Raw genomic sequence first — 19,981 nt, 5'->3', positions numbered from 1 at the left:
GCAATGTCCTACCCCCGCAATCGTGGGCTCGCGCCCTGGCGAGCATGATCGCAGGTGAAGATCGCCGCGTACAGGTCACGGACCCGACCGGACCGGACCGCGACGGTCGGGCGCCGTAGCCGGCCCCCCTGCCAGGGTGAATACCGAAGGGAGGCCTCATGATCTCGGCCCTGAACCGGCTCGTCGACCTGGTCGAGGAGCACCTCGGCGAGGAACCGGACGTCCCCGCGCTGGCCGCGAGGCTCGGCACGACCGAGTACCACCTGCGCCGGATGTTCTCGTCGCTGGCGGGCATGCCGCTGTCGGAGTACGTGCGCCGGCGCCGCATGACCGTGGCCGCCGCCGACGTCGTACGGGGCGAGGACGACCTGCTGGGCATCGCCGTCCGGTACGGATACGGCTCCACGGAGGCGTTCGGACGGGCGTTCCGCTCGGTCCACGGCGCCGCCCCGCGCGACGTGCGCCGCGAGGGAGGCCCCCTTCGGACTCAGCCGCAGCTCAGGTTCCGCCTGACCGTCGAAGGGAGCACCCCCATGGACACCCGTTTCGCCGACCGCCCCGCCTTCCGCCTGATCGGCCACGCGACCCGCGTCCCGCTCATCCACGAGGGCGTCAACCCGCACATCCAGCAGCACATCGCCGCACTCCCCCCGGAGGCCCACGTCCGTCTGAAGTCCCTGGGCGACACAGACCCGGCGGGCCTGCTCCAGGTCTGCGACGACGTGGCCCAGGACAGCGCGGAGGGCACTGAGCTGACCTACCTGCACGGTGTCGCGGTCTCCGCCGCCGCCCCGGCCCCCGACGACCTCGACGCCATCGAGGTACCGGCCGGCACGTGGGCGGTCTTCCGCAGCTCGGGCCCCTACCCGGACGCCCTCCAGACGACCTGGGCTGCCACCGCGGCCGAGTGGTTCCCCTCCAACCCGTGGCGCCTGCGCCCCGGCCCGTCGATCGTCGCCGTCCTGGACCGCGCCGACGACTTCACGACGGCGACGACGGAACTGTGGCTGCCGGTGGAACCGGCCTGACGTACGAGCGCGCCGGCGATCGCACCCGACCGTCCGTGAGGGTACGAAGGGGCACGCTGCTACCTTCCGGAGCCATGACGGACAACGTGTACGTGGGCAACGCGGGCAAGGACGCGCCGCTGGACCGGGGGTGGCTGCTGGGGCACTTCAAGGACGTCTCCGACCCTCGGCACAGCGAGGACGTGGAGATCAAGTGGGGCGTCCACCCGCAGGGCGACGAACGCGCGCACTGGGTCACCGGCGAGGAGCGCACCGCCCTGCAGGTCCTCATCGGCGGACGCTTCCGGGTCGAACTGCCCGGCCGCAGCGTCGTCCTGGCCGAGCAGGGCGACTACGTCGTGTGGGGCAAGGGCGTCGACCACTCGTGGTACGCGGAGGAGGACTCCGTGGTCCTGACGGTGCGGTGGCCGTCGGTGCCGGGGTACGCGGTCGACCGGGCGGCCGATTCCGGTACGGGGGACCGGTCTTGACCTGACGGTGTCAGACGTCCCGGATGATGACGCGGTCCCCGCAGAGCCTGGCCCAGTCGTCGCGGTCGGAGGTGAGGACGAGGTCGGGACGTCATCTCCGCAGCGGCGGCGACCACCGACCCACAGGAGATCGACGGCTTCCTCGACGAGGTTCTCGACGGTGGTCCGGTGATCTGCGACGCGTACGGACTCAGGTACTAGGCCCTCGCACCCGCCAGGGTGCCGCCGACCTGGCGTGCGGCAGCGGACGACTGGCGTACACAGGATGTGGACTGTCTGGGGCACGGCACCTACCTGGGAGTGCCCCGCCCTGACATCGTCGACCGCCGGACGACCGAGGCCCGGTCCTACTGGGCGGTCCCGATGCCCTCGGCCGCCGCGTTCTGCGCGCCCCTGCGCGTGGCCCGCCTGATCGCGGCGGGAGCACATCGGGCCGGAGACGTGGAGGGACTCAGACCGGTGAACGGAGGGCGTGTCCGCGATCCCGGGCCCTGGCAACAACCACGTCTCGGTGGCCGTGGCCCAGGGCAAGCAGGCTAAGCCGCCTGCCCCGTGGTGCACGGCAGGCCCCCGATCGGCGCGGGTGAGCCGGACGGTGCGACGGCAGGGCCGCCTTCAAAAGTGATCTCGACGGCGTCGAAAGCTGCCCCGTACCTCTGTGCGGGCCGCGGCTTCGACCGCTTCGCGTTGCCGCGATGAGTTCGGTCGCCTCTGCCAGTCTGTACGTGTGTCGCGCGGTCCGACGGCCTCACGACGATCCGCAACTCCTGCTGCCGGAGAGAAGCTGATGTCCGACACCACCTGCCACATGTCGATCTCCCTCGACGGCTTCGCGGCCGGGCCCGAGCAGAGCCGGGACACCCCGCTGGGCAAGCGCGGCCTGGAGCTGCACGGCTGGCATATCGGCGACCCGCGCGCGACCGAGGCGGACAGGACGGCCGACGGCTGGCTGATGCGTCCGCGTGGCGCCTACGTCATGGGCCGGAACATGTTCGGGCCGATCCGAGGCGAGTGGACCGAGACGTGGGACGGATGGTGGGGCCCCGAGCCGCCGTACCACGCCCCGGTCTTCGTGCTCACGCACTACGCCCACGAACCGATCAAGATGGAGGGAGGGACGACCTTCCACTTCGTCACCGACGGCTTCGACGCCGCCTACGCGCAGGCGCTCGAAGCCGCGGACGGCAAGGGCGTGGACATCGCCGGTGGCGCTTCGACGGTCCGGCAGGCACTCGCCGCCGGCGTGATCGACGAACTCACCCTCGACATCACACCCGTCCTGCTCGGCAGCGGCGAGCGCCTGTTCGACGGCCTCGAGACCTTCGACTTCGAGCCCGTCGAGGTGCTCCACTCACCGCTGACCACGCACATCCGCTACCGCAAACGCGACGCCGGCTGAGCAGCGACCGGGGCTTGCGGCGCCAACGACGTCGACGCCCAGGCCCACCGAAGAGCCCAGCCCCTGCGGAGAAAGCGCAGGGGCGGGGACTCGATGGCGAGGGCTTACTTCTTCTTGCCCTGGTTCTTCACGGCCTCGATCGCCGCCGCGGCCGCGTCCGGGTCGAGGTACGTGCCGCCGGGGTTGAGGGGCTTGAAGTCGGCGTCCAGTTCGTAGGAGAGCGGGATGCCCGTGGGGATGTTCAGGCCCGCGATGTCGGCGTCGGAGATGCCGTCGAGGTGCTTGACCAGGGCGCGGAGCGAGTTGCCGTGGGCCGCGACCAGGACCGTGCGGCCCGTGAGGAGGTCGGGGACGATGTTGTCGAACCAGTACGGCAGCATGCGGACGACGACGTCCTTCAGGCACTCCGTCTGCGGGCGCAGCTCCGGCGGGAGCATCGCGTAGCGCGCGTCGGAGAACTGGGAGTACTCGGCGTCGCGGGCCAGCGGCGGCGGCGGGGTGTCGTAGGAGCGGCGCCACAGCATGAACTGCTCCTCGCCGAACTCCGCGAGGGTCTGGGCCTTGTCCTTGCCCTGGAGGGCGCCGTAGTGGCGCTCGTTCAGGCGCCAGTGGCGGTGGACGGGGATCCAGTGGCGGTCCGCGGCCTCCAGCGCGAGCTGGGCCGTGCGGATCGCGCGCTTCTGGACGGACGTGTGGACCACGTCGGGCAGCAGGCCGGCGTCCTTGAGCAGCTCGCCGCCGCGCGTCGCCTCCTTCTCGCCCTTCGGGGTGAGGTTGACGTCCACCCAGCCGGTGAACAGGTTCTTCTCGTTCCACTCGCTCTCGCCGTGGCGGAGGAGGATCAGCTTGTACGGTGCGTCGGCCATGGCTCCGAGCGTAATCGACCCTCCCGGGCGACCGCGCGCCGCGCCCGCTGGGCGGACGGTTGACGGGAAGTGTTAATCGACTGGCCTGCGGCGATCGAGCAGCCGTAAGTTGTGCTCGCCAGTTGAGCCGCTTACATAGCCGTCATCGGGGGTCCCATGTCCGTGTCCGGGGTCAGACGTGCCCTGCGCCAGTCCGTCTCCGGGCTTCCGCGCGAGTTCTGGTGGCTGTGGACCAGCACCCTGGTCAACCGGCTCGGCGCGTTCGTCGCCACCTTCATGGCGCTGTACCTGACCATCGACCGCGGCTACTCCGCCTCGTACGCCGGTCTGGTCGCCGCCCTGCACGGGCTCGGCGGGGTCGTGTCCTCGCTGGCCGCCGGGGTGATGACCGACCGGCTGGGGCGGCGGCCCACGCTGCTCGTCGCGCAGACCTCGACCGCCCTGTCCGTCGCGCTGCTCGGCTTCATGCGGGACCCGGTCGCCATCGCGGCCGTCGCCTTCCTGGTCGGCATGGCGAGCAACGCCTCCCGGCCGGCCGTGCAGGCGATGATGGCGGACATCGTGCGGCCGGAGGACCGTGTCCGGGCCTTCTCGCTGAACTACTGGGCGATCAACCTCGGCTTCGCCGTCTCCTCCGCGGGCGCCGGGTTCATCGCCGAGGTCAGCTATCTCGCCGGGTTCCTGATCGAGGCCGGGATGACGCTCGTCTGCGCCGTCCTCGTCTTCGTGAAGCTGCCCGAGTCGCGGCCCGAGCGGACCGGCCGGGGCGCCGCGCCGGCCGACGAGCGCCCCGTCTCCCTCCTGACCGTGCTGCGCGACGGGCGCTACATGGGCGTGGTCGGGCTGTCCTTCCTCGTCGCCCTCATCTTCCAGCAGGGCTATCTCGGCCTGCCGGTCGCCATGGGCGAGGCCGGGTTCACGCCCGCGGACTTCGGCCTGGCCATCGCCGTCAACGGCGTGCTGATCGTCGTCCTGCAGCTTCCGGTCACCCGGTTCATCGAGCACCGCGACCCCCGGCGGCTGCTCGTCGTCTCCTCGCTGCTCGCCGGGTACGGCTTCGGGCTCACCGCCTTCGCCGGGTCGGTCGGGGTGTTCGCCCTCACCGTGTGCGTGTGGACGCTGGCCGAGATCGTGAACGCGCCGACGCAGACCGGGCTGGTCGTGCGCCTCTCCCCCGTGCACGGGCGCGGGCGCTACCAGGGCATGTACACCATGTCCTGGGCCGTCGCCTCGCTCGTCGCGCCCCTGATGTCCGGCTTCGTCATCGACCACTGGGGCGCCGAGTGGCTGTGGGGCATGTGCGCCGTCGTCGGCACGGTGGCCGCCGTCGGGTACGGGGCGCTGATGCGACGGCTGCCGGACGACGAGCCCGTCACCGGCGCCGGGGGGTCCGCGCAGCCCGCGCCCGCGAAGCCCGAGGTCAGCGCCGCCTGACGCAGCCCGTCACGGGTGCATCCGCGCCCCCTTCAGGACCTTGTCCACCGCGTTCCTCGGGCCGTACACCGCCAGCCCCACCAGGTCCAGTTCCGCGGCCGGCACCGCCCGCACCGCCGCCCGGTTGTCGCGGTCGTTGCCCGTGGTGAAGAGGTCGGAGGTGAACACCGCGCGCGGCAGGGCGCGGGACAGTACGCGCGCGTGGGCCGTGGTCAGCGTCTCCTTCGTGCCCTCGAAGACCAGGACCGGCTGCCGGAACATCGGCAGGTAGGCGGTCCGGTCGGCGTCCTCGTAGGGCTCGCCGATCACCTCGGGGATCTGTGTGCCCAGGCCGCTCACCAGGAAGGCGGTGACGTTGAGGCGCTGCCAGGTCTCCAGGTCCTCGCGCAGCAGGACGGCGATCTTGGTGTCGAAGCGGACGGGGCTCTCGGTGTCGTGCGTGCTCATACCCTGAGACTGCCGCTCGGCGCGGGGCGCGGTCTTGTACGTTTTTTGCATGGCCGACCAGCGGAACGTCGCCGCCTGGCGGCCCCGGGTCCCGGGCGTCGTCGAGGTCTTCCACGCGCACTACACCGAGTACAGCTACCCGATGCACGTCCACGACGCCTGGACGCTGCTCATCGTGGACGACGGTGCCGTGCGCTACGACCTGGACCGGCACGAGCACGGCACGCCGCACGACACGGTGTCGCTGCTGCCGCCGCACGTGCCGCACAACGGCTCCCCCGCCACCCCGGACGGCTTCCGCAAGCGCGTCCTCTACCTGGACGCGTCCCGGCTCGGCGACGAGCTGATCGGGCGCGCGGTCGACGCCCCCGACCTGCGGGACCCGGTGCTGCGGCGACGGGTCGGGCAGGTGCACGCCGCGCTGGCCCGGCCCGGGGACGAACTGGAGGCGGAGAGCCGGCTGACGCTGGTCGGGGAGCGCCTCCACGCCCATCTGCGGCCCCGGGACGCGGCCCGCCCGCGGCGCCCCGACCCCGTACTCGCCCGCCGGCTGCGGGAGTTGCTGGACGAGCGGGTCGTCGAGGGCGTCGGCCTGGAGGAGGCCGGCGGGCTGGTGTCAGCCCATCCGGCCCATCTGGTGCGGGCGTTCAGCACGGCCTACGGCATCGCCCCGCACCAGTACCTGATGTCACGCCGGGTGGACCTGGCCCGGCGGCTGCTGCTCGCGGGGCGGACGCCGGCCGACGTGGCGGGGGCGACCGGGTTCTACGACCAGGCCCATCTGACCCGGCACTTCAAGCGGCTGGTGGGTGTGACGCCCGGCCGCTACCGCACCGGCGCGCGGCAGTACTGACCGCGCGTCAGTCGTCGGAGCCGCGCTCGATCAGGTGCTGGAACGCCTCCAGGTTCCGCGTCGACTCCCCGCGCGAGGTGCGCCACGCGTACTCCCTGCGGATGGCGGAGGCGAACCCCAGCTCCAGCAGGGTGTTGAAGGCGCCGTCGGCGGCCTCCAGGACCTGTCCGAGGATCCGGTCGATCTCGTCGGCGGTGACGGCTGCCAGCGGGAGCTTGGCGGTGACGTAGACGTCGCCGAGCCGGTCGACGGCGTAGCTCACCCCGTACAGCTTGAGGTTGCGCTCCAGCAGCCAGCGGTGGACGGCCGGTTCGTTCTCGTCGGGGTGGCGGATGACGAAGGCGTTGAGGGAGAGGGAGTGCCGGCCGAGGAGGAAGGAGACCGTGGTCGACAGTTTGCGGGTGCCGGGGAGCTTCACGACGTACGTGCCGGGCTCGGGGCTCTCCCACTCCAGCTCGGCGTCCTTCAGGGCGCCCTCGAGGGTCTGCGCCGCCTTCTGTGCCTCAGCCATGGTGGGAGCGTACGCGACGGCGGTGGGACTGGGTCGCGGCCGTGTAGACGTCGGCCGTCGCCGCGGCGGCGCTGTCCCAGCCGAAGGACTGGGCGTGCCGGGCTGCGGCGTCGCCCATGCGGGTGACGAGGTCCGGCCGGTCGGCGAAGTCGCGCAGCACGCGCGCGTAGGCGGCGGGGTCGTGGCCCTGGACGAGCCGGCCGGTGTGCCCGTCGCGCACGGCGACCGGGAGCCCGCCGACCGCGGCGGCGAGCACGGGCGTTCCGGTGGCCTGCGCCTCGATGGCGACCAGGCCGAAGGACTCGCTGTAGGACGGCATGACCAGCACGGATGCGGCCCGGAACCAGTCGGCGAGCTGCTCCTGCCCGACCGGCGGGCGGAACCGCACGACGTCGGCGATGCCGAGCCGCGCGGCGAGCTTCTGCAGGCCCTCGGGCTTGGCGAGGCCGCTGCCGCTGGGGCCGCCGACGACGGGGACGACGATGCGGGAGCGCAGCTCGGGGCGTTCGTCGAGGAGGACGGCGACGGCGTGCAGCAGGACGTCGGGCGCCTTGAGGGGCTGTATGCGGCCGGCGAAGAGCGGGATCAGGGCGTCCTGCGGCAGGCCGAGGCGGGCGCGGGCGGCGGCGCGGCCGTCGGCGGGGCGGAACCGGTCGAGGTTGACGCCGGGGTGGACGACGGCGACCTTGGCCCGGTCGGCGGCGTAGTGCCGGACGAGTTCGTCGGCCTCCTCGGCCGTGTTGGCGATCAGCCGGTCGGAGGCGGCGACGATCTGCGTCTCGCCGATGACGCGGGCGGCCGGTTCCGGGGTGTCGCCGTCGGCCAGGTTGGCGTTCTTGACCTTGGCCATGGTGTGCATGGCGTGCACCAGGGGCGCGCCCCAGCGCTGGGCGGCGAGCCAGCCGACGTGGCCGGAGAGCCAGTAGTGGGAGTGGACGAGGTCGTAGTAGCCGGGGCGGTGGCCGGCCCAGGCCTGCATCACGCCGTGGGTGAAGGCGCACAGCTGGGCCGGGAGCTCCTCCTTGGCGAGACCCTCGTAGGGTCCGGCGTCGACGTGCCGGACGAGGACGCCGGGGGCCAGTTCGACGGCGGGCGGAAGGGCGGCGGTCGTCGCGCGCGTGAAGATCTCGACCTCGATGTTGATCGCGGCGAGGCGCTGGGCGAGCTCCACGATGTAGACGTTCATGCCGCCGGCGTCGCCGGTGCCGGGCTGGTGGAGCGGTGAGGTGTGCACGGAGAGCATGGCGACGCGGCGGGGCCTGCGATGCAGCCGCAGCCGCGGGGCGGCCGCCGGTGAGCGACGCCCGAGCCTGCTGACGTACTGGCTCACGAGCCGTTCCTCCTCGCTGCGGGCATGCCGGTCGGAGGACACGCGCCGCCCTCCAAGGGGTGGGAACACCGGTCGACGGTGCTCCATTTCCGGTTCCCCGCCCTTTACCGAATCATTACCGCATATCGCTCAACCGTTCGAGGGCCGGGCGCGTGCGAGGAGCCCTGACCCCTCTGCGTCGCCCTACGCCCCCTTCACATCACCGTCCGCCCCTTTCACGCGGGCCTCCCCTGCCTTCGCGAGGGCCTCCGCTCCTTTCCTCCACGCCTCGGACAGGTCCGCGCCCGGCGGGAACCGGCCGTGGATCTCGAGGACGACCATCCCGTGCGCGAAGGCCCAGAGCGAGCGCGCCAGGTCCCCGTCCCCCCCGCAGGCCCGCAGCACCGGCGCGGCGGCCCGGTCCTCCAGGCCGGCCGGGAGGGCGGCGCGCGGCAGGGGGCGCTCGTTGGCCAGGCAGTACAGGTGGGGATGGGCGAGCGCATAGGTCCGGTACGCCCGCGCCAGCGCCACCGGCGAGCCGGGCTCGCGCGCCTCGGCGGCCTCCATGGCCTCGGCGGCCTCGGCGAGGAACTGGGCGACCAGCTCGGTCTCGACGGCCTTCTTGTCCGGGAAGTGCTTGTAGAGGGAGGGCGCCTTGATGCCGAGACGTTCGGCGAGCGCCCGCAGGGTGAGCGCGGCGGGCCCGGACTCCTCCAGGAGGACGCGCGCCTCCGCGGCGATCTCACGGGCCCGGGGGGACAGACGGTCGGCCACGCTGGGCCCTCCTTCGTACGCGGTCACGGTGCGCGGCGGCAGTGGCGGAGGGGGGTTCCCGCACTGGCTGACGTCATTGGCGCGCACCTAAGGCTAACATCGTTAGCCCATCGAGTCCGGGAAGGGGGCGCCCGGCCCCCGCATACCCTCGTACACATGACAGCCCGCCCCACCGCCCTCTCCCACGCTCGGCGTCGCCCGAGCGGGCGGGCCCCCGTCGTGGGGACGGTCACGCGTGGGACGACGAACCCGAACCGGCTGCGCCGCATGGACCGCTGGATCGCGGCCACGCACGGCGCCGACCTGCGCCGCGCCACCGACCCCGTCGCCGTCGACCTCGGCTACGGCGCCGCCCCCTGGACCGCCGTCGAGCTGCTGCACCGGCTGCGCACGGTCGCGCCGCGCACCCGCATGGTGGGCGTCGAGATCGACCCGGCGCGGGTGGCGGCGGCCGAGCCGTACGCGCGCGAGGGGCTCGTCTTCCGGCACGGCGGCTTCGAGGTCCCGGTCTCCCGGCCCCCGTCGCTGATCCGCGCGGCGAACGTGCTGCGCCAGTACGACGAGGACGAGGTCGCCGCCGTCTGGGAGCGGCTGTGCGCGCGGCTCGCGCCGGCGTCACCGCACTCCCGGGGCGGGCTCCTGGTCGAGGGCACCTGCGACGAGATCGGGCGGCGGCACGTGTGGGTCGCGCTCGGCCCCGAGGGGCCGCGCACGGTCACCTTCGCGACCCGGCTCGGCTCGCTCGACCGCCCCTCCGACCTGGCCGAACGGCTCCCCAAGGCGCTCATCCACCGCAACGTCCCCGGTGAGCCGGTGCACGCCTTCCTGCGCGACTTCGACCACGCCTGGGCCGCCGCGGCGCCCTACGCCTCCTACGGCGCCCGGCAGCGCTGGATGCGGGCGGTACGGGACCTGCGCGCCGACTGGCCGGTGACGGACGGTCCGGCGCGGTGGCGGCAGGGCGAAGTGACGGTGCGCTGGGAGGCGCTGGCCCCGCGCGGCTGAGCGGCGGAACGCGAGCGGCCGGCGACGACCGGCGAGCGGCGAGCGGCGTGCGGCGTGCGGCGTGCGGCGAGTCGCGGGAACGATCTCCGTGCGGCGTTCGTCACACAGCGCAGGGAGTGCCGCACCGGGGCATCGGAGGAGGGGAAGGAAGAGCCGAGGAAGCAGGCGGGGACCGGGCGGAAGCCACGCCAAAGCCGGGGCAAGCGGGGGGAAGCCCTCCACAACCCCCGGAAGTGGCCCCTCTGTCGCTTTCCGCGCCGGCATGGCACGATCCCTCGAGCGACCGATGTTACTGACGGTTAATCAGTTTTGGGGGCGAGGTATGCGTACGGGGAAGCGTGGCTTGACGACCGCCGCCGTGACCGTGGTCTGCGCGGTCACCGTGCTGGCCGCCCCGGGCACGGCGTTCGCGGCCCCGGACCCCACTCCGTCACCGACGGCCTCCGCGACCCCGTCGCCCGCCCCGGCCCCCGGCAAGGACCTGGAGGCCGTGCGCAAGAAGCTGGACAAGCTCTACCGCGCGGCGGCCTCGGCCACGGAGGAGTACAACGCCGCGGAGGAGAAGGCGCGGCAGCAGTCCGCCGAGATCGTCGCGCTGGCCAAGAAGATCGTCGAGGGGCAGCAGAAGCTGGACCGCCTCAAGGACCGCGCGGGAGCCGCCGCACGCGCCCAGTACCGCACCGGCGGGCTGTCCGACGAGGCAAAGCTGATGCTGAGCGAGGACCCCGAGGAGTTCCTCGACGACACCGGCCGGGTGATGCAGGGCCAGCGCGCCACCAAGGGCCTGATCGGCGAGATGACCCGCACCCAGGAGGACCTGAGGACCTACCAGGCGGACGCCTCCGCCCAGTGGAAGAAGCTGGAGGCGAACCGCAAGGCCAAGGCGAAGGCCCAGAAGAAGATCGAGGGGCAGATCGCGGCGGCCGAGAAGCTCGAGTCCGAGCTGGAGCAGGAGGAGAAGGAGCGCCTCGCCCGGCTGGAGAAGCTGGCCCAGGAGAAGGCCCAGGCGGCCTGGCTCGGCTCCGGCGTCATCGAGGACCTCGACGCCGACGCGACCGAGCAGGGCAGGAAGGCCGTGGAGTACGCCACCGCCCAGATCGGCAAGCCGTACCAGTGGGGCGCCGAGGGCCCCAAGGCGTACGACTGCTCCGGTCTGACCTCGCAGGCGTGGGTGGCGGCCGGACGGGCGATCCCCCGCACCTCGCAGCAGCAGTGGCAGCAGCTGAGGCACGTCGACATCAAGGACATGCGCCCCGGCGATCTGATCATCTACTTCGAAGACGCCAGCCACGTCGGGATGTACGTCGGCGACGGCAAGGTCGTCCACGCCCCGCGTCCCGGGCGCACGGTGACGATCGCGGGGGCGGGCACGATGCCGATCCTCGGCGTGGTGCGGCCGGACACGGCGGCCGGGCCCGCGCGGTGACGCAGGCCGCTCGACGACACGGCCCGCGGGGCGGCGCGGGCCACGCGGTCCGCGCCGTGGGGGTGCCCGCGGTAGTGACGCCGCCCACGTGACCCAGCGCACGCCGGGCCCGCCGCCCGCGTGACGTTCGTCATCCCCGCACGTCGGTCGAGGTGTCCAACTGCGGTAGGGAACGCGGCATATGACAGCGGCCGATGGCCGTCCGACGTGTTGTGGACCATTCCGCAGCGGCGCCGACACCCGCTATGGTCCCCGTCGGTGGGTCGAGGTCCCTCGCCCCGCCATGCCCTCGGGGGGAGGGAAGGAACCCAGACGATGCCCGTACCCGTACCGCGGCAGAGGGCGATCCCGGCCGCGGAGTGTGGTCAGGCGCCCGCCGCGTCCCCGCGGAGCGGCCGTTCCCCGGAACAGGCCCCGCCCGGGACGAACCCGGCCGAGAACCCCACCCGTGAGCGAGAGAACCCGACGGAGAAGCGCGAGAAGACCACGGACCGGCGAGAGAGCACCGCACCCGGCACCACGCCCACCAACCTGACGCTGCTGCTGATCGAGGACGACCCGGCCGGCTCGCCGATCGTGCCGGACCTGCTCGACCAGGCCGGGAAGCCGATCCGGGTCCGCACGGCCCGCAACCTCACCGAGGCCGAGCGGCTGCTGACCGACGACGTCCACTGCATCCTGCTGGACCTCGCCCTGTCGGCCCCGGCGCGCTCGGGCGACGGCGAGGGCGACGACGACGAGCTGGCGGTGCTCAAGCACGTACTGGAGATGGCGCCCCGGCACGCCGTGCTCGCGCTCACCTCCTCCAGCGACGCCGAGCGCGGCGCGGAGGCGGTGGCGGTCGGCGCGCAGGACTATCTGTTCCGCGACGAGCTGGACGGCCGGCTGCTGAGCCGCGCCATCCGCTACGCCGTCGAGCGCAAGCGGTCCGACTCGGCGGAGCGGCGGCTGGCCGAGGGCCGGCTGCGCGCGCAGGAGAACGCGCGCCTGGAACGCGGCCTGCTGCCGACGCCGCTGCTGGACGGCTCGCCGCTGCGGTTCGCCGCCCGCTACCGGCCGGGCCGCTCCCGCGCCCTGCTCGGCGGTGACTTCTACGACGTGGTCCGCACCCCGGACGGCACCGTGCACGCCATGATCGGCGACGTCTGCGGGCACGGCCCGGACGAGGCGGCGCTCGGCGTGGAGCTGCGGATCGCCTGGCGTGCGCTGACCCTGGCGGGGCTGTGCGGGGACGAGCTGCTCGGCACGCTCCAGCAGGTGCTGGAGCACGAGCGCTCGGACGACGAGATCTTCGCGACGCTGTGCACCGTGGACATCGCGCCGGACGGGCGCCGCGCCGGCCTGTGCCTGGCGGGTCACCCGGCACCGCTGATCGCCGGCCCCGGCATGCCCGCCCGGCTGCTGCCGTACGACAACAACGGCCCGGCGCTCGGGCTGCTGCCGGGCGCGCGCTGGCCGCGCATGCAGGTGGAGCTGGGCGCCGAGTGGAGCCTGATGCTCTACACCGACGGCCTGATCGAGGGCCACATCGGCGAGGGCCGCGAGCGGCTCGGCCAGGACGGCATGGTGGAGATGGTCCGCCGCCGCTTCGCCGACGGGCTGCGCGGCGAGGAACTCATCCAGACCGCGGTGAACGAGGTCCGCGACCTCAACGGCGGTGAGCTGACGGACGACGTGGCCGTCCTGCTGCTGGACCGCGTCCCCTGACCGCCGTGGCCGCCCCGGAGGGCGGCGCGGGGGTCAGCGCCCGCCGTTGTACGGGCCGTACGGGCCGTCGCTGCTGGAGCCGCGGCGGCTGTTGCGGCCGCCGCCGGGCAGGCCGCGCAGCACGGGCCGCACGTCGACCATGTACACGATCGTCGCGACGAGACCGATGATCGGCAGGAACGACAGGATCGGGAACAGCAGGTTCACCACGAACGCGAGGCCGAGGACGATCAGCCAGAACGGCTTGGTCTTCTTGTCGGCCGCTCGGTAGGCGTCCTCCCGGCGCGTGGCGGCGTCGATCAACGCGAAGCCGCTGAAAACGATCAGGGCGGTGCTCAGCAGCCACATGAAGCCTGCGAACCCCTGCATCAGCACAACGTCCACCACCAGACTCGGGTCGTCCTTACGCGGTCACCGTACCCGGAGAACGGGCCGGACACCCCAAGGGTGCCCGGCCCGGTATCTCCTTGTGCGCTTCTCTCCTACTTGGCGGGCGGCGTCGTCTTCTTGGCGGCGGGCGCGGTGGTGCCGTTCGGAGTCTTCTTCGCCGCCGGAGCCTTGCGGGCGGCCGGCGTCTTCTTCGGCGCGGCCGGCTTCTCCTCCGTGACCGTGACGGCCTCGGGCTTCGGCTCGACGGCCACGGCCACCTCCTCCACGCCCTCGGCGAGGTCCTCGATGCCGTCGGCGGCCTGGCCGCGCCAGGTGCGCACGGCCTGCTCGCCGTGCTCGGCGACCTTCTCGTAGGTCTCGCGGGCCTTGACGGCGTACTCGGCCGCGACGCCGACACCGCGCAGCGCGAGGTCCTGGGCGGTCTCGCCGAGCTTCTTGAAGTCGGCGTCGAGGGAGCCGAGGAGCTCGTTGACCTTGGTCTGCAGGGTGCCCTGCGTCTCCTTGACGCGGGCCGTCGCCTTCTCCTGGACGGCCTTCGGGTCGGTGTTGCGCACGGCCTCGATGCGCGCCGGGGCCTCGGTGCGCAGCTGCTCCACCAGTACCGGCACCTTCTTGGCCTGCTGGAAGGCGAGGTCGGCGGTGCCGGCGGCGAAGTAGAGCGGGGTGGGGTCGCTGAAGGTCTTGCGCAGGTCGTCGGTGATGGCCATGGTGCTGGTCCTCCCGGAATGCTGTCGGCTGAGGGTCGTTCGGTGGTCCCGCTTCCGGCCGGTCGGCCGCTCGCTCCGGCTCATCCGGCCGTCCGCCGCGGGTCGGCGTCGCTGCCGCCGCTCGTACGGGGGCGGCTGCCGGGTATGGAGCCGCCGGGGCCGCTCTCGGTGCCGCCGGCGGGGGCGTCGTCGGTCCCGAACCCGTTCTCCTTGCGGAAGGAGTCGTAGATCTGGAGCAGCACCTGCTTCTGCCGCTCGTTCAGCGTGGGATCGGCGAGGACGACCGCACGCGTCTCCACCTCTTCCCGGTCCCGTTCCGCGTCGAGGATCCCGGCGCGCACGTACAGCGTCTCGGCGGAGATCCGCAGGGCCTTGGCGACCTGCTGGAGCACCTCCGCACTCGGCTTGCGCAGCCCGCGCTCGATCTGGCTCAGGTACGGATTCGACACCCCCGCGGCATCGGCGAGCTGCCGCAACGACAGCTGCGCGTTGCGCCGCTGCTCGCGCAGGTACTCACCGAGACTGCCGACGTTGAGCGAAGCCATGCCTCCACCATGCACCAGCGTGCTAACTATTGCAAGCAGCCGCTTGCAACAGTGCGCTAAGCCCACCGTGGTCACCCGAACGCGCGCCCGGGCCCAACCGGCCCCCAGGACGGGTCGGCGGCCGGTGGGGCGGGCGCCGTTGCCGCCGTTTTCACGCCAAGCCCCCGGGCGTCCGCCTTCGCCCCGGCCCGGCCAAACCGGCGCAAAGAGCGGCACACAGGTGTTCGCAGTGAGGCGATCGAGCCAACAGAACCCCCTATTCCGTTTGTTGGTATTGATTCAACATACGGCCGTGGGTAATTTTTTCGCGGGCCGGAACCCCGGCCCTTTTTCTCGCAGAGAGATCGAGGTGGTCCTTATGTCCATCACCATCAAGCCCGTCGAGAAGCCCGCCATGAGCAAGGTCGCCGGCGCCGTTCTCTGTGGCTGACGCTCATCAGTAATGGAGGGGAGGCGCCTCACGGGCCTCCCCTCCATTTCGCGACGAAAGGACTGCTGCATGCTCAAGCGTGACCTCGAATTCCGACCGCGCCTCAGGCACTGCACCTTCTTCGTGCCCAGCAGCGGAGACGACGTGCTGATGATCGTCGGCGACCAGCACTTCCAGCTGGAGCAGCACGGTGCGCAGCTCAAGGACTTCCTGAACCTCAAGCGCTACCTGGACGGACGGCACACGGTCCAGCAGATCTCGGAGATCACGAACGTCACGCCGGAAGACGTGCTCGGGATAGTCAACGCATTCGCGGAGCAGGGCCTGCTGCGCGAGGAGAACCCCGGCCTCGAGAATATCCCCGTCGATGTGTTCCTCAAGCAGATCGACAAATCAACGGCCATGTGGACCGAACAGATCGGCTACCACCGGTTGTGGTCCGGCCTGGAGAACCAGGAATACCGCAAAGAGGTGCTCCTGGGACTCATCATGGAAACGTACCACTACATCAATTCGGCGAGTCGTCACATCTCCACGGCCATTGCCCACTGCTCGGACCCGCAGTGGAAGAGGCTGCTCTCGGAGTACCTCGCCGAGGAGTACGACCACGCCTGGATGGCCCGGGACAGCCTGATCCGCATGGGTCTGTCCAAGGAAGAGGTCGAGAACGCTCACCCCATCATCGGCACCTGGTCGTGGACCAACAACCTCTGCGAGATCGCGCGCGAGGACACGCTCGGGTACCTGGCGTGCACGAAGCTCTTCGAGGCCCGCGGCACGGAGACGATCGAAGGCGCCGAGACCCTGCAACGGCTGGCCGAGGCCTACGGATACCCGAAGGACTGCCTCGAACCGCTGGTCTCCCACGTCAGGACGGACGTCGAGGCGAACCACACCGGCCTGCTCGAGGAGGCTCTGGAGGGACGCAAGCACATTCCCGCCGAGCAGGCGCACCGCGCGGTCAACAACCTGCACGACCTGAAGCACTCGTTCGACCAGTACAACGACGGGATCATCCTGTACTACTCGGACGTGTCCAACTACATCCCTCGTCTGAAGGTCGACTACTTCAGCCTGTGACGACACAGCCGATTCCGAAGTCCCACCCGCCGGCGAGCGCTCCGACGGGCCGCTTCGCCCGACTCTGGGCCGCGTACACGGTCAATGTCGCCGGGGACGAGTTCTACACCCTGGCCGTGCCTCTGATCGTCTACCAGGTGGGTGGGACGGCCGCGGCGATGAGCCTCGTCTACGCCTGCGCGCTGCTTCCGCAGGTCTTCATGGGCGTCTGGGGCGGCGTGCTGGCGGACCGTCAGGACCGGGTCAGGCTGCTCCGCCTGTGTTACCTGTGCTCGGCCCTGACACTGCTGCTGGCCTACGCGGTGTTCTCCGCCACAGGTGTCAGCGTCGTGGGCCTGGCCACGACCGCCGTGCTGCTGGGCGTCATGGCCCCGGTGGCCGCGGCGAGTTTCGACAGCTCTCTGCCCCACTTCGTCCCGCCCGACGCGCTGGCGCGCGCGAACGCCGCCACCGAGGCCTCGCGAACGGCCTGTGTGGTGCTGGGCCCCGCGGTCGCGGGGTTCGCCGTCAGTCACCTGGCCCCCGAACAGACCGTTCTGTTCAACAGCCTCTCCTTCGCCGTGGCCTGTCTGCTGCTCCACCGCATCACCTCTCCGGCGCGCTCCGCGGCGCCCGCCGTCGCGGGCCTCGCGGGCCAGTGGCGGGATCTCACCACGGGACTGCGGTACCTCGTCTCCGGCAACACCGCGGTGCGGGCCGGCGTTCTCACGAGCACGGTGGTCAACTTCGTCTTCGGCGCGTACGAACCCATGGTGGTCTACCGCATGCGGAACGGTCTCGGCCTCGGAGCCGGCACGGTGGGGCTCGTGTTCGCGGTGTCCGGGGTGGTGTCCGTCGCCGTCGCGCTCCTGCTCTCCTGGAAGGCCCCGTCCCGCGGTTACCTCGCGGTCATGGGGATGTCCGTCGCTCTGCAGGGCCTGGCAGTGGCCGGTACGGGAGTCCTCACCTCTCTGGCGGCCGTCGTGGCCGCACAGGTCGCGTTCGCCACCGGCACCGTCCTGTACACCGTCTACTGGCGTGCCCTCCGCCAGACCCTCGTGCCCGGAGAACTGCTCGGGCGCGTCGCCGGGACGTGCAGGTCCATCGCCTACGCCGGCGCGTTCCTCGGCAGCGCCGTCTCGGCCGTGGTGCTCAACAGGTTCCTCGGTGTCGACACGGCGCTGCTGATCGCCGGCCTCGTCTCCACGGCCCTGGGCGTCGCGGTCGCGGGCTGCGTATGGTCGGGTTCGGTCTCCGGAAAGGGTGCCCGATGACTCTTCTGCTCGGTGCCGGCGAACTGGAGCGGCTGCTCACGCCGCAGGCCGCAGTCCAGGCGCTGCGCGAGGGCTTCGTCGCAGCGCTCGCCCCCCAGGCGTCACCGCAGCGCGTCCGCCAGGCCCTGCCGTCGTCGCCCGGCAGCATCGCCGTACTGCTGCCGGGACTGCTGCCGGGCGTCCCCGCCTACACGGTCAAGGTGAACGCGAAGTTCCCCGACGCAGACCCGGCGATCTCCGGCGTCGTCTGTCTCCACGACCTGAGGACGGGGAAGCTGCTCGCGCTGCTCGACTCCGCCTTCGTGACCGCGTGGCGGACGGGGCTGTCGGCTGCTCTGGCCACCGACCTGCTCAGCCCGGCAGAGACCCGCACCGTGGGGATCGTCGGCGCCGGAGCCCAGGCTGCCATGACCCTGCACGGGCTGAGCCGGCTGCGCCCGTTGGAGCGAGTCGTCCTTCACGACGCCGACAGCTCACGTGCGCACCGGATGGCCGAGGTCTGGCAGCGGGCCGGACTCGAGTGCCGGGTCGTCGACAGCGCGCGAGCGGTCGCCCGCGCGTGCGACAGCATCGTCACCGCGACCTGGTCCCGCCGCCCGCTGCTGCACCTCGGCGACCTCCGGCCCGGTTGTCACCTCACGTCGCTGGGAGCGGACGAGCCGGGCAAGCAGGAACTCGATCGCCAGGTGCTGCGGCAGGCGCGGCTCATCGTGGACGACCTCGACCTGGCCATGGAGTCGGGCGCGCTGGGCAGCGCGGAACTGGAGCGCGGGGATGCCGCGGGCGTCCTGGGCCAGATCATCGACGGGACCGTACCGGCGAGGACCGACGCCGAGGAGGTGACCGTGTACTCCCCGGTCGGCCTGCCCTGGCAGGACCTCGCGCTCTCCTGGGCCGCCTACCGGTCAGCGCGGCAGGACGGGGCGGGCGTCGAGTTCCCGTTCCACTCGCGACCGCAGGAAGTGGACCACGCATGAGCTCGACGACCCCTGCCGACCAGGCGGATCCGCTCAACGGCCTGGAACTGGCCGATGTGGCGCCCTCGGAGATTCCTCCGCTCGCCCTGTACCAGAGCCCGTGGACGATCTCGTTGGCGATCGCCTTCGCGTTCCGCGGCGCCGGGACCTACGTCATCGACGACATCGACAACGCGGGAGTCGCCCGCGGGAAGGCGGCGCGGCAGGACTTCCACGCCCTCCGCAAGGAGGTCCTGAGCAAGAAGGGCTGGACCAACTGCCGGCCGCTCGCCGCGTTCTGCCCCGACGGGCTGCTCTTCGCGAATCTCTCCCGCGCGGACTACGCGGCGCTGGACCGCCGGGTGCCGCTCGCCGTCCTGGCCCGGCAGCGCTCCACGACCGTCGAGCGGCTGGTCCGCGACACGTCCCGCCGGCACGGCATGTGGAGTCTGGCCGGCCCCGACCGGGCGATCACCGCCGTCCCCCTGGCGACGGCGTCGACGGGGCTGCGCGACATCATCGCCAAGCACGAGGAAGCCGTACTGCGCACCTTGCCCCGGCCCCGGGACCACGAGCCGGCCCTGCGCAGGCTCCGGCACCTCATGCCGGAACCCACGGGGGAGGGAAGCCTTCTGGACTACTTCCGGCGCTGCCTGCGGCGCGGCCTGGAACTCGTGGGCAGCGACGCCCCCGTCCTGTCCGCCGCGCGCGATCTGGTCCCGCCCGACGGCGGCCGCTTGCTGCCCCGCTTCCTGCAGGGCGACCCCGGGGCCGTCGACGTCTACAACGAGGCGGCGGCGCGCCAGGGCAGCCGGCCCGTCGGCGCCGGCCATCCGCTCCCCTACTACACCGTGGGGCTGACCGACGGGGTACGCACCGATCTGCACCACGCGGCACAGCCGGCCCGGGACCAGATCATCGCGCCGAAGATTCTCGCGCTGGAGGGGGTCGCCGGCATGGCCCTGCCGCGGACGACGGCGGCCCGGAGCACGATCCTGGCTCGCGAGCACGCCTACCGTGGGCTCGAGAGCGGCTCCAGCCAGGTGTTCTTCGAGACCAACTGGCTGGAGTCCCTGGCCTCGTGCCGGACGGAGGTCCGGGTGGACGAGCTCTTTGGGCCACTGGTCGGCGGCCGGCAGACCATGCCCCTCGGTGAACTCGTCGCGGGGCTCCTGCGCCACGAGGAAGCCGACGAGGACGGCGACGGACAGTCCCCCGCCGGGCAGTGGACGCGCTGGGCCCTGCACCAGACGCTGGCGGACTTCCGGACCTGGCACCATCCGGTACTCGCCTACGCCGTGGCCGGGGACGCGTGGCTGGAACGGCTCGGTCCGCGCTCGTACACCGCGTACCGCCCCACCGCTGCCCGGGCCGGGCGCAACGCGTAGCCC

The 19,981-nt window shown here is 72.1% G+C and carries 20 protein-coding genes; 12 read left to right on the top strand and 8 right to left on the bottom strand.

All coding sequences use genetic code 11. The annotated features are described in order from the left end of the window. Positions 1 to 158: 158 nt before the first annotated feature. From AB0E77_RS05395 to AB0E77_RS05385, 3 genes are all read left to right on the top strand, one after another. Positions 159 to 1,028 (top strand): AraC family transcriptional regulator, encoded by an 870-nt coding sequence (locus AB0E77_RS05395; RefSeq protein ID WP_361565858.1) that lies wholly within the window; start codon positions 159 to 161, stop codon positions 1,026 to 1,028. 74 nt (positions 1,029 to 1,102) lie between these two features. Beyond that, entirely contained in the window at positions 1,103 to 1,498 is a 396-nt protein-coding gene (locus tag AB0E77_RS05390) for a signal peptidase I (protein ID WP_361565855.1), read from the top strand. Between the two features lie 787 nt (positions 1,499 to 2,285). After that, entirely contained in the window at positions 2,286 to 2,897 is a 612-nt protein-coding gene (locus tag AB0E77_RS05385) for a dihydrofolate reductase family protein (RefSeq protein ID WP_361565853.1), read from the top strand. A gap of 104 nt (positions 2,898 to 3,001) precedes the next feature. Here the strand turns inward: AB0E77_RS05385 and AB0E77_RS05380 are convergent, their stop codons facing one another. Further along, positions 3,002 to 3,763 (bottom strand): phosphoglyceromutase, encoded by a 762-nt coding sequence (locus AB0E77_RS05380; protein WP_361565850.1) that lies wholly within the window; start codon positions 3,761 to 3,763, stop codon positions 3,002 to 3,004. Between the two features lie 156 nt (positions 3,764 to 3,919). Between AB0E77_RS05380 and AB0E77_RS05375 the strand changes: the two genes are divergently transcribed. Beyond that, positions 3,920 to 5,197, top strand: a complete 1,278-nt coding sequence (locus AB0E77_RS05375; RefSeq protein WP_361565848.1) for an MFS transporter — start codon at positions 3,920 to 3,922, stop codon at positions 5,195 to 5,197. A 9-nt stretch (positions 5,198 to 5,206) separates the two neighbouring features. Here AB0E77_RS05375 and AB0E77_RS05370 read toward each other — a convergent pair whose 3' ends face one another. Continuing rightward, positions 5,207 to 5,644, bottom strand: a complete 438-nt coding sequence (locus AB0E77_RS05370; protein ID WP_361565845.1) for a DUF2000 domain-containing protein — start codon at positions 5,642 to 5,644, stop codon at positions 5,207 to 5,209. Between the two features lie 49 nt (positions 5,645 to 5,693). Here AB0E77_RS05370 and AB0E77_RS05365 point away from each other — a divergent pair, with 49 nt between their 5' ends. Next, positions 5,694 to 6,497 carry an AraC family transcriptional regulator gene (locus AB0E77_RS05365; RefSeq protein ID WP_361565842.1) on the top strand — a complete coding sequence of 268 codons (804 nt, stop codon included), beginning with the start codon at positions 5,694 to 5,696 and terminating at the stop codon, positions 6,495 to 6,497. A 7-nt stretch (positions 6,498 to 6,504) separates the two neighbouring features. On the opposite strand, the gene AB0E77_RS05360 is transcribed toward AB0E77_RS05365, so the two are convergent. The 3 genes from AB0E77_RS05360 to AB0E77_RS05350 form a co-directional block, all read right to left on the bottom strand. After that, positions 6,505 to 7,008 (bottom strand): YbjN domain-containing protein, encoded by a 504-nt coding sequence (locus AB0E77_RS05360; RefSeq protein WP_361565840.1) that lies wholly within the window; start codon positions 7,006 to 7,008, stop codon positions 6,505 to 6,507. After that, positions 7,001 to 8,338 (bottom strand): D-inositol-3-phosphate glycosyltransferase, encoded by a 1,338-nt coding sequence (gene mshA / locus AB0E77_RS05355; RefSeq protein WP_361566665.1) that lies wholly within the window; start codon positions 8,336 to 8,338, stop codon positions 7,001 to 7,003. The genes AB0E77_RS05360 and mshA overlap by 8 nt, the downstream gene beginning before the upstream one ends. Before the next feature lie 183 nt (positions 8,339 to 8,521). Then, positions 8,522 to 9,091 carry a TetR/AcrR family transcriptional regulator gene (locus AB0E77_RS05350; RefSeq protein ID WP_361565837.1) on the bottom strand — a complete coding sequence of 190 codons (570 nt, stop codon included), beginning with the start codon at positions 9,089 to 9,091 and terminating at the stop codon, positions 8,522 to 8,524. 219 nt (positions 9,092 to 9,310) lie between these two features. Between AB0E77_RS05350 and AB0E77_RS05345 the strand changes: the two genes are divergently transcribed. The 3 genes from AB0E77_RS05345 (at position 9,311) to AB0E77_RS05335 (ending at position 13,229) form a co-directional block, all read left to right on the top strand. Further along, on the top strand, positions 9,311 to 10,096 hold the full coding sequence (locus tag AB0E77_RS05345) for a class I SAM-dependent methyltransferase (protein WP_361566662.1): 786 nt from the start codon (positions 9,311 to 9,313) through the stop codon (positions 10,094 to 10,096). Positions 10,097 to 10,418: 322 nt separating this feature from the next. Further along, on the top strand, positions 10,419 to 11,522 hold the full coding sequence (locus AB0E77_RS05340; RefSeq protein WP_361565835.1) for an NlpC/P60 family protein: 1,104 nt from the start codon (positions 10,419 to 10,421) through the stop codon (positions 11,520 to 11,522). 315 nt (positions 11,523 to 11,837) lie between these two features. Continuing rightward, on the top strand, positions 11,838 to 13,229 hold the full coding sequence (locus AB0E77_RS05335; RefSeq protein ID WP_361565832.1) for a fused response regulator/phosphatase: 1,392 nt from the start codon (positions 11,838 to 11,840) through the stop codon (positions 13,227 to 13,229). Positions 13,230 to 13,262: 33 nt separating this feature from the next. On the opposite strand, the gene AB0E77_RS05330 is transcribed toward AB0E77_RS05335, so the two are convergent. The 3 genes from AB0E77_RS05330 to AB0E77_RS05320 all read right to left on the bottom strand — a co-directional run bounded on the left by AB0E77_RS05330 (position 13,263) and on the right by AB0E77_RS05320 (position 14,871). Then, positions 13,263 to 13,598: a DUF2516 family protein gene (locus tag AB0E77_RS05330; RefSeq protein WP_361565830.1), complete on the bottom strand. Its 336-nt coding sequence runs from the start codon at positions 13,596 to 13,598 to the stop codon at positions 13,263 to 13,265. A gap of 113 nt (positions 13,599 to 13,711) precedes the next feature. Beyond that, entirely contained in the window at positions 13,712 to 14,326 is a 615-nt protein-coding gene (locus AB0E77_RS05325; RefSeq protein ID WP_361565827.1) for a hypothetical protein, read from the bottom strand. Positions 14,327 to 14,406: 80 nt separating this feature from the next. Then, complete coding sequence (locus AB0E77_RS05320) at positions 14,407 to 14,871, bottom strand: helix-turn-helix transcriptional regulator (protein ID WP_361565824.1); 465 nt, start codon at positions 14,869 to 14,871, stop codon at positions 14,407 to 14,409. 499 nt (positions 14,872 to 15,370) lie between these two features. Here AB0E77_RS05320 and AB0E77_RS05315 point away from each other — a divergent pair, with 499 nt between their 5' ends. The 4 genes from AB0E77_RS05315 to AB0E77_RS05300 are packed head-to-tail and all read left to right on the top strand — an operon-like array spanning position 15,371 to position 19,978. Further along, positions 15,371 to 16,381: an iron-containing redox enzyme family protein gene (locus tag AB0E77_RS05315; RefSeq protein WP_361565821.1), complete on the top strand. Its 1,011-nt coding sequence runs from the start codon at positions 15,371 to 15,373 to the stop codon at positions 16,379 to 16,381. After that, the gene (locus tag AB0E77_RS05310) at positions 16,378 to 17,634 is read left to right on the top strand and encodes an MFS transporter (RefSeq protein WP_361565818.1); all 1,257 of its coding nucleotides are present in this window, start codon (positions 16,378 to 16,380) and stop codon (positions 17,632 to 17,634) included. Before AB0E77_RS05315 ends, AB0E77_RS05310 begins: the two co-directional genes overlap by 4 nt. Then, on the top strand, positions 17,631 to 18,611 hold the full coding sequence (locus AB0E77_RS05305; RefSeq protein ID WP_361565815.1) for an ornithine cyclodeaminase family protein: 981 nt from the start codon (positions 17,631 to 17,633) through the stop codon (positions 18,609 to 18,611). Before AB0E77_RS05310 ends, AB0E77_RS05305 begins: the two co-directional genes overlap by 4 nt. Beyond that, positions 18,608 to 19,978: a hypothetical protein gene (locus tag AB0E77_RS05300; RefSeq protein ID WP_361565812.1), complete on the top strand. Its 1,371-nt coding sequence runs from the start codon at positions 18,608 to 18,610 to the stop codon at positions 19,976 to 19,978. The genes AB0E77_RS05305 and AB0E77_RS05300 overlap by 4 nt, the downstream gene beginning before the upstream one ends. Positions 19,979 to 19,981 lie beyond the last annotated feature (3 nt).

The sequence above is a fragment of the Streptomyces sp. NPDC032940 genome (assembly GCF_040636935.1).
Taxonomy (GTDB): Bacteria; Actinomycetota; Actinomycetes; order Streptomycetales; family Streptomycetaceae; genus Streptomyces.
Note: the sequence above shows the minus strand (reverse complement) of the source record. Positions and strands in the feature narration are given on the sequence as shown.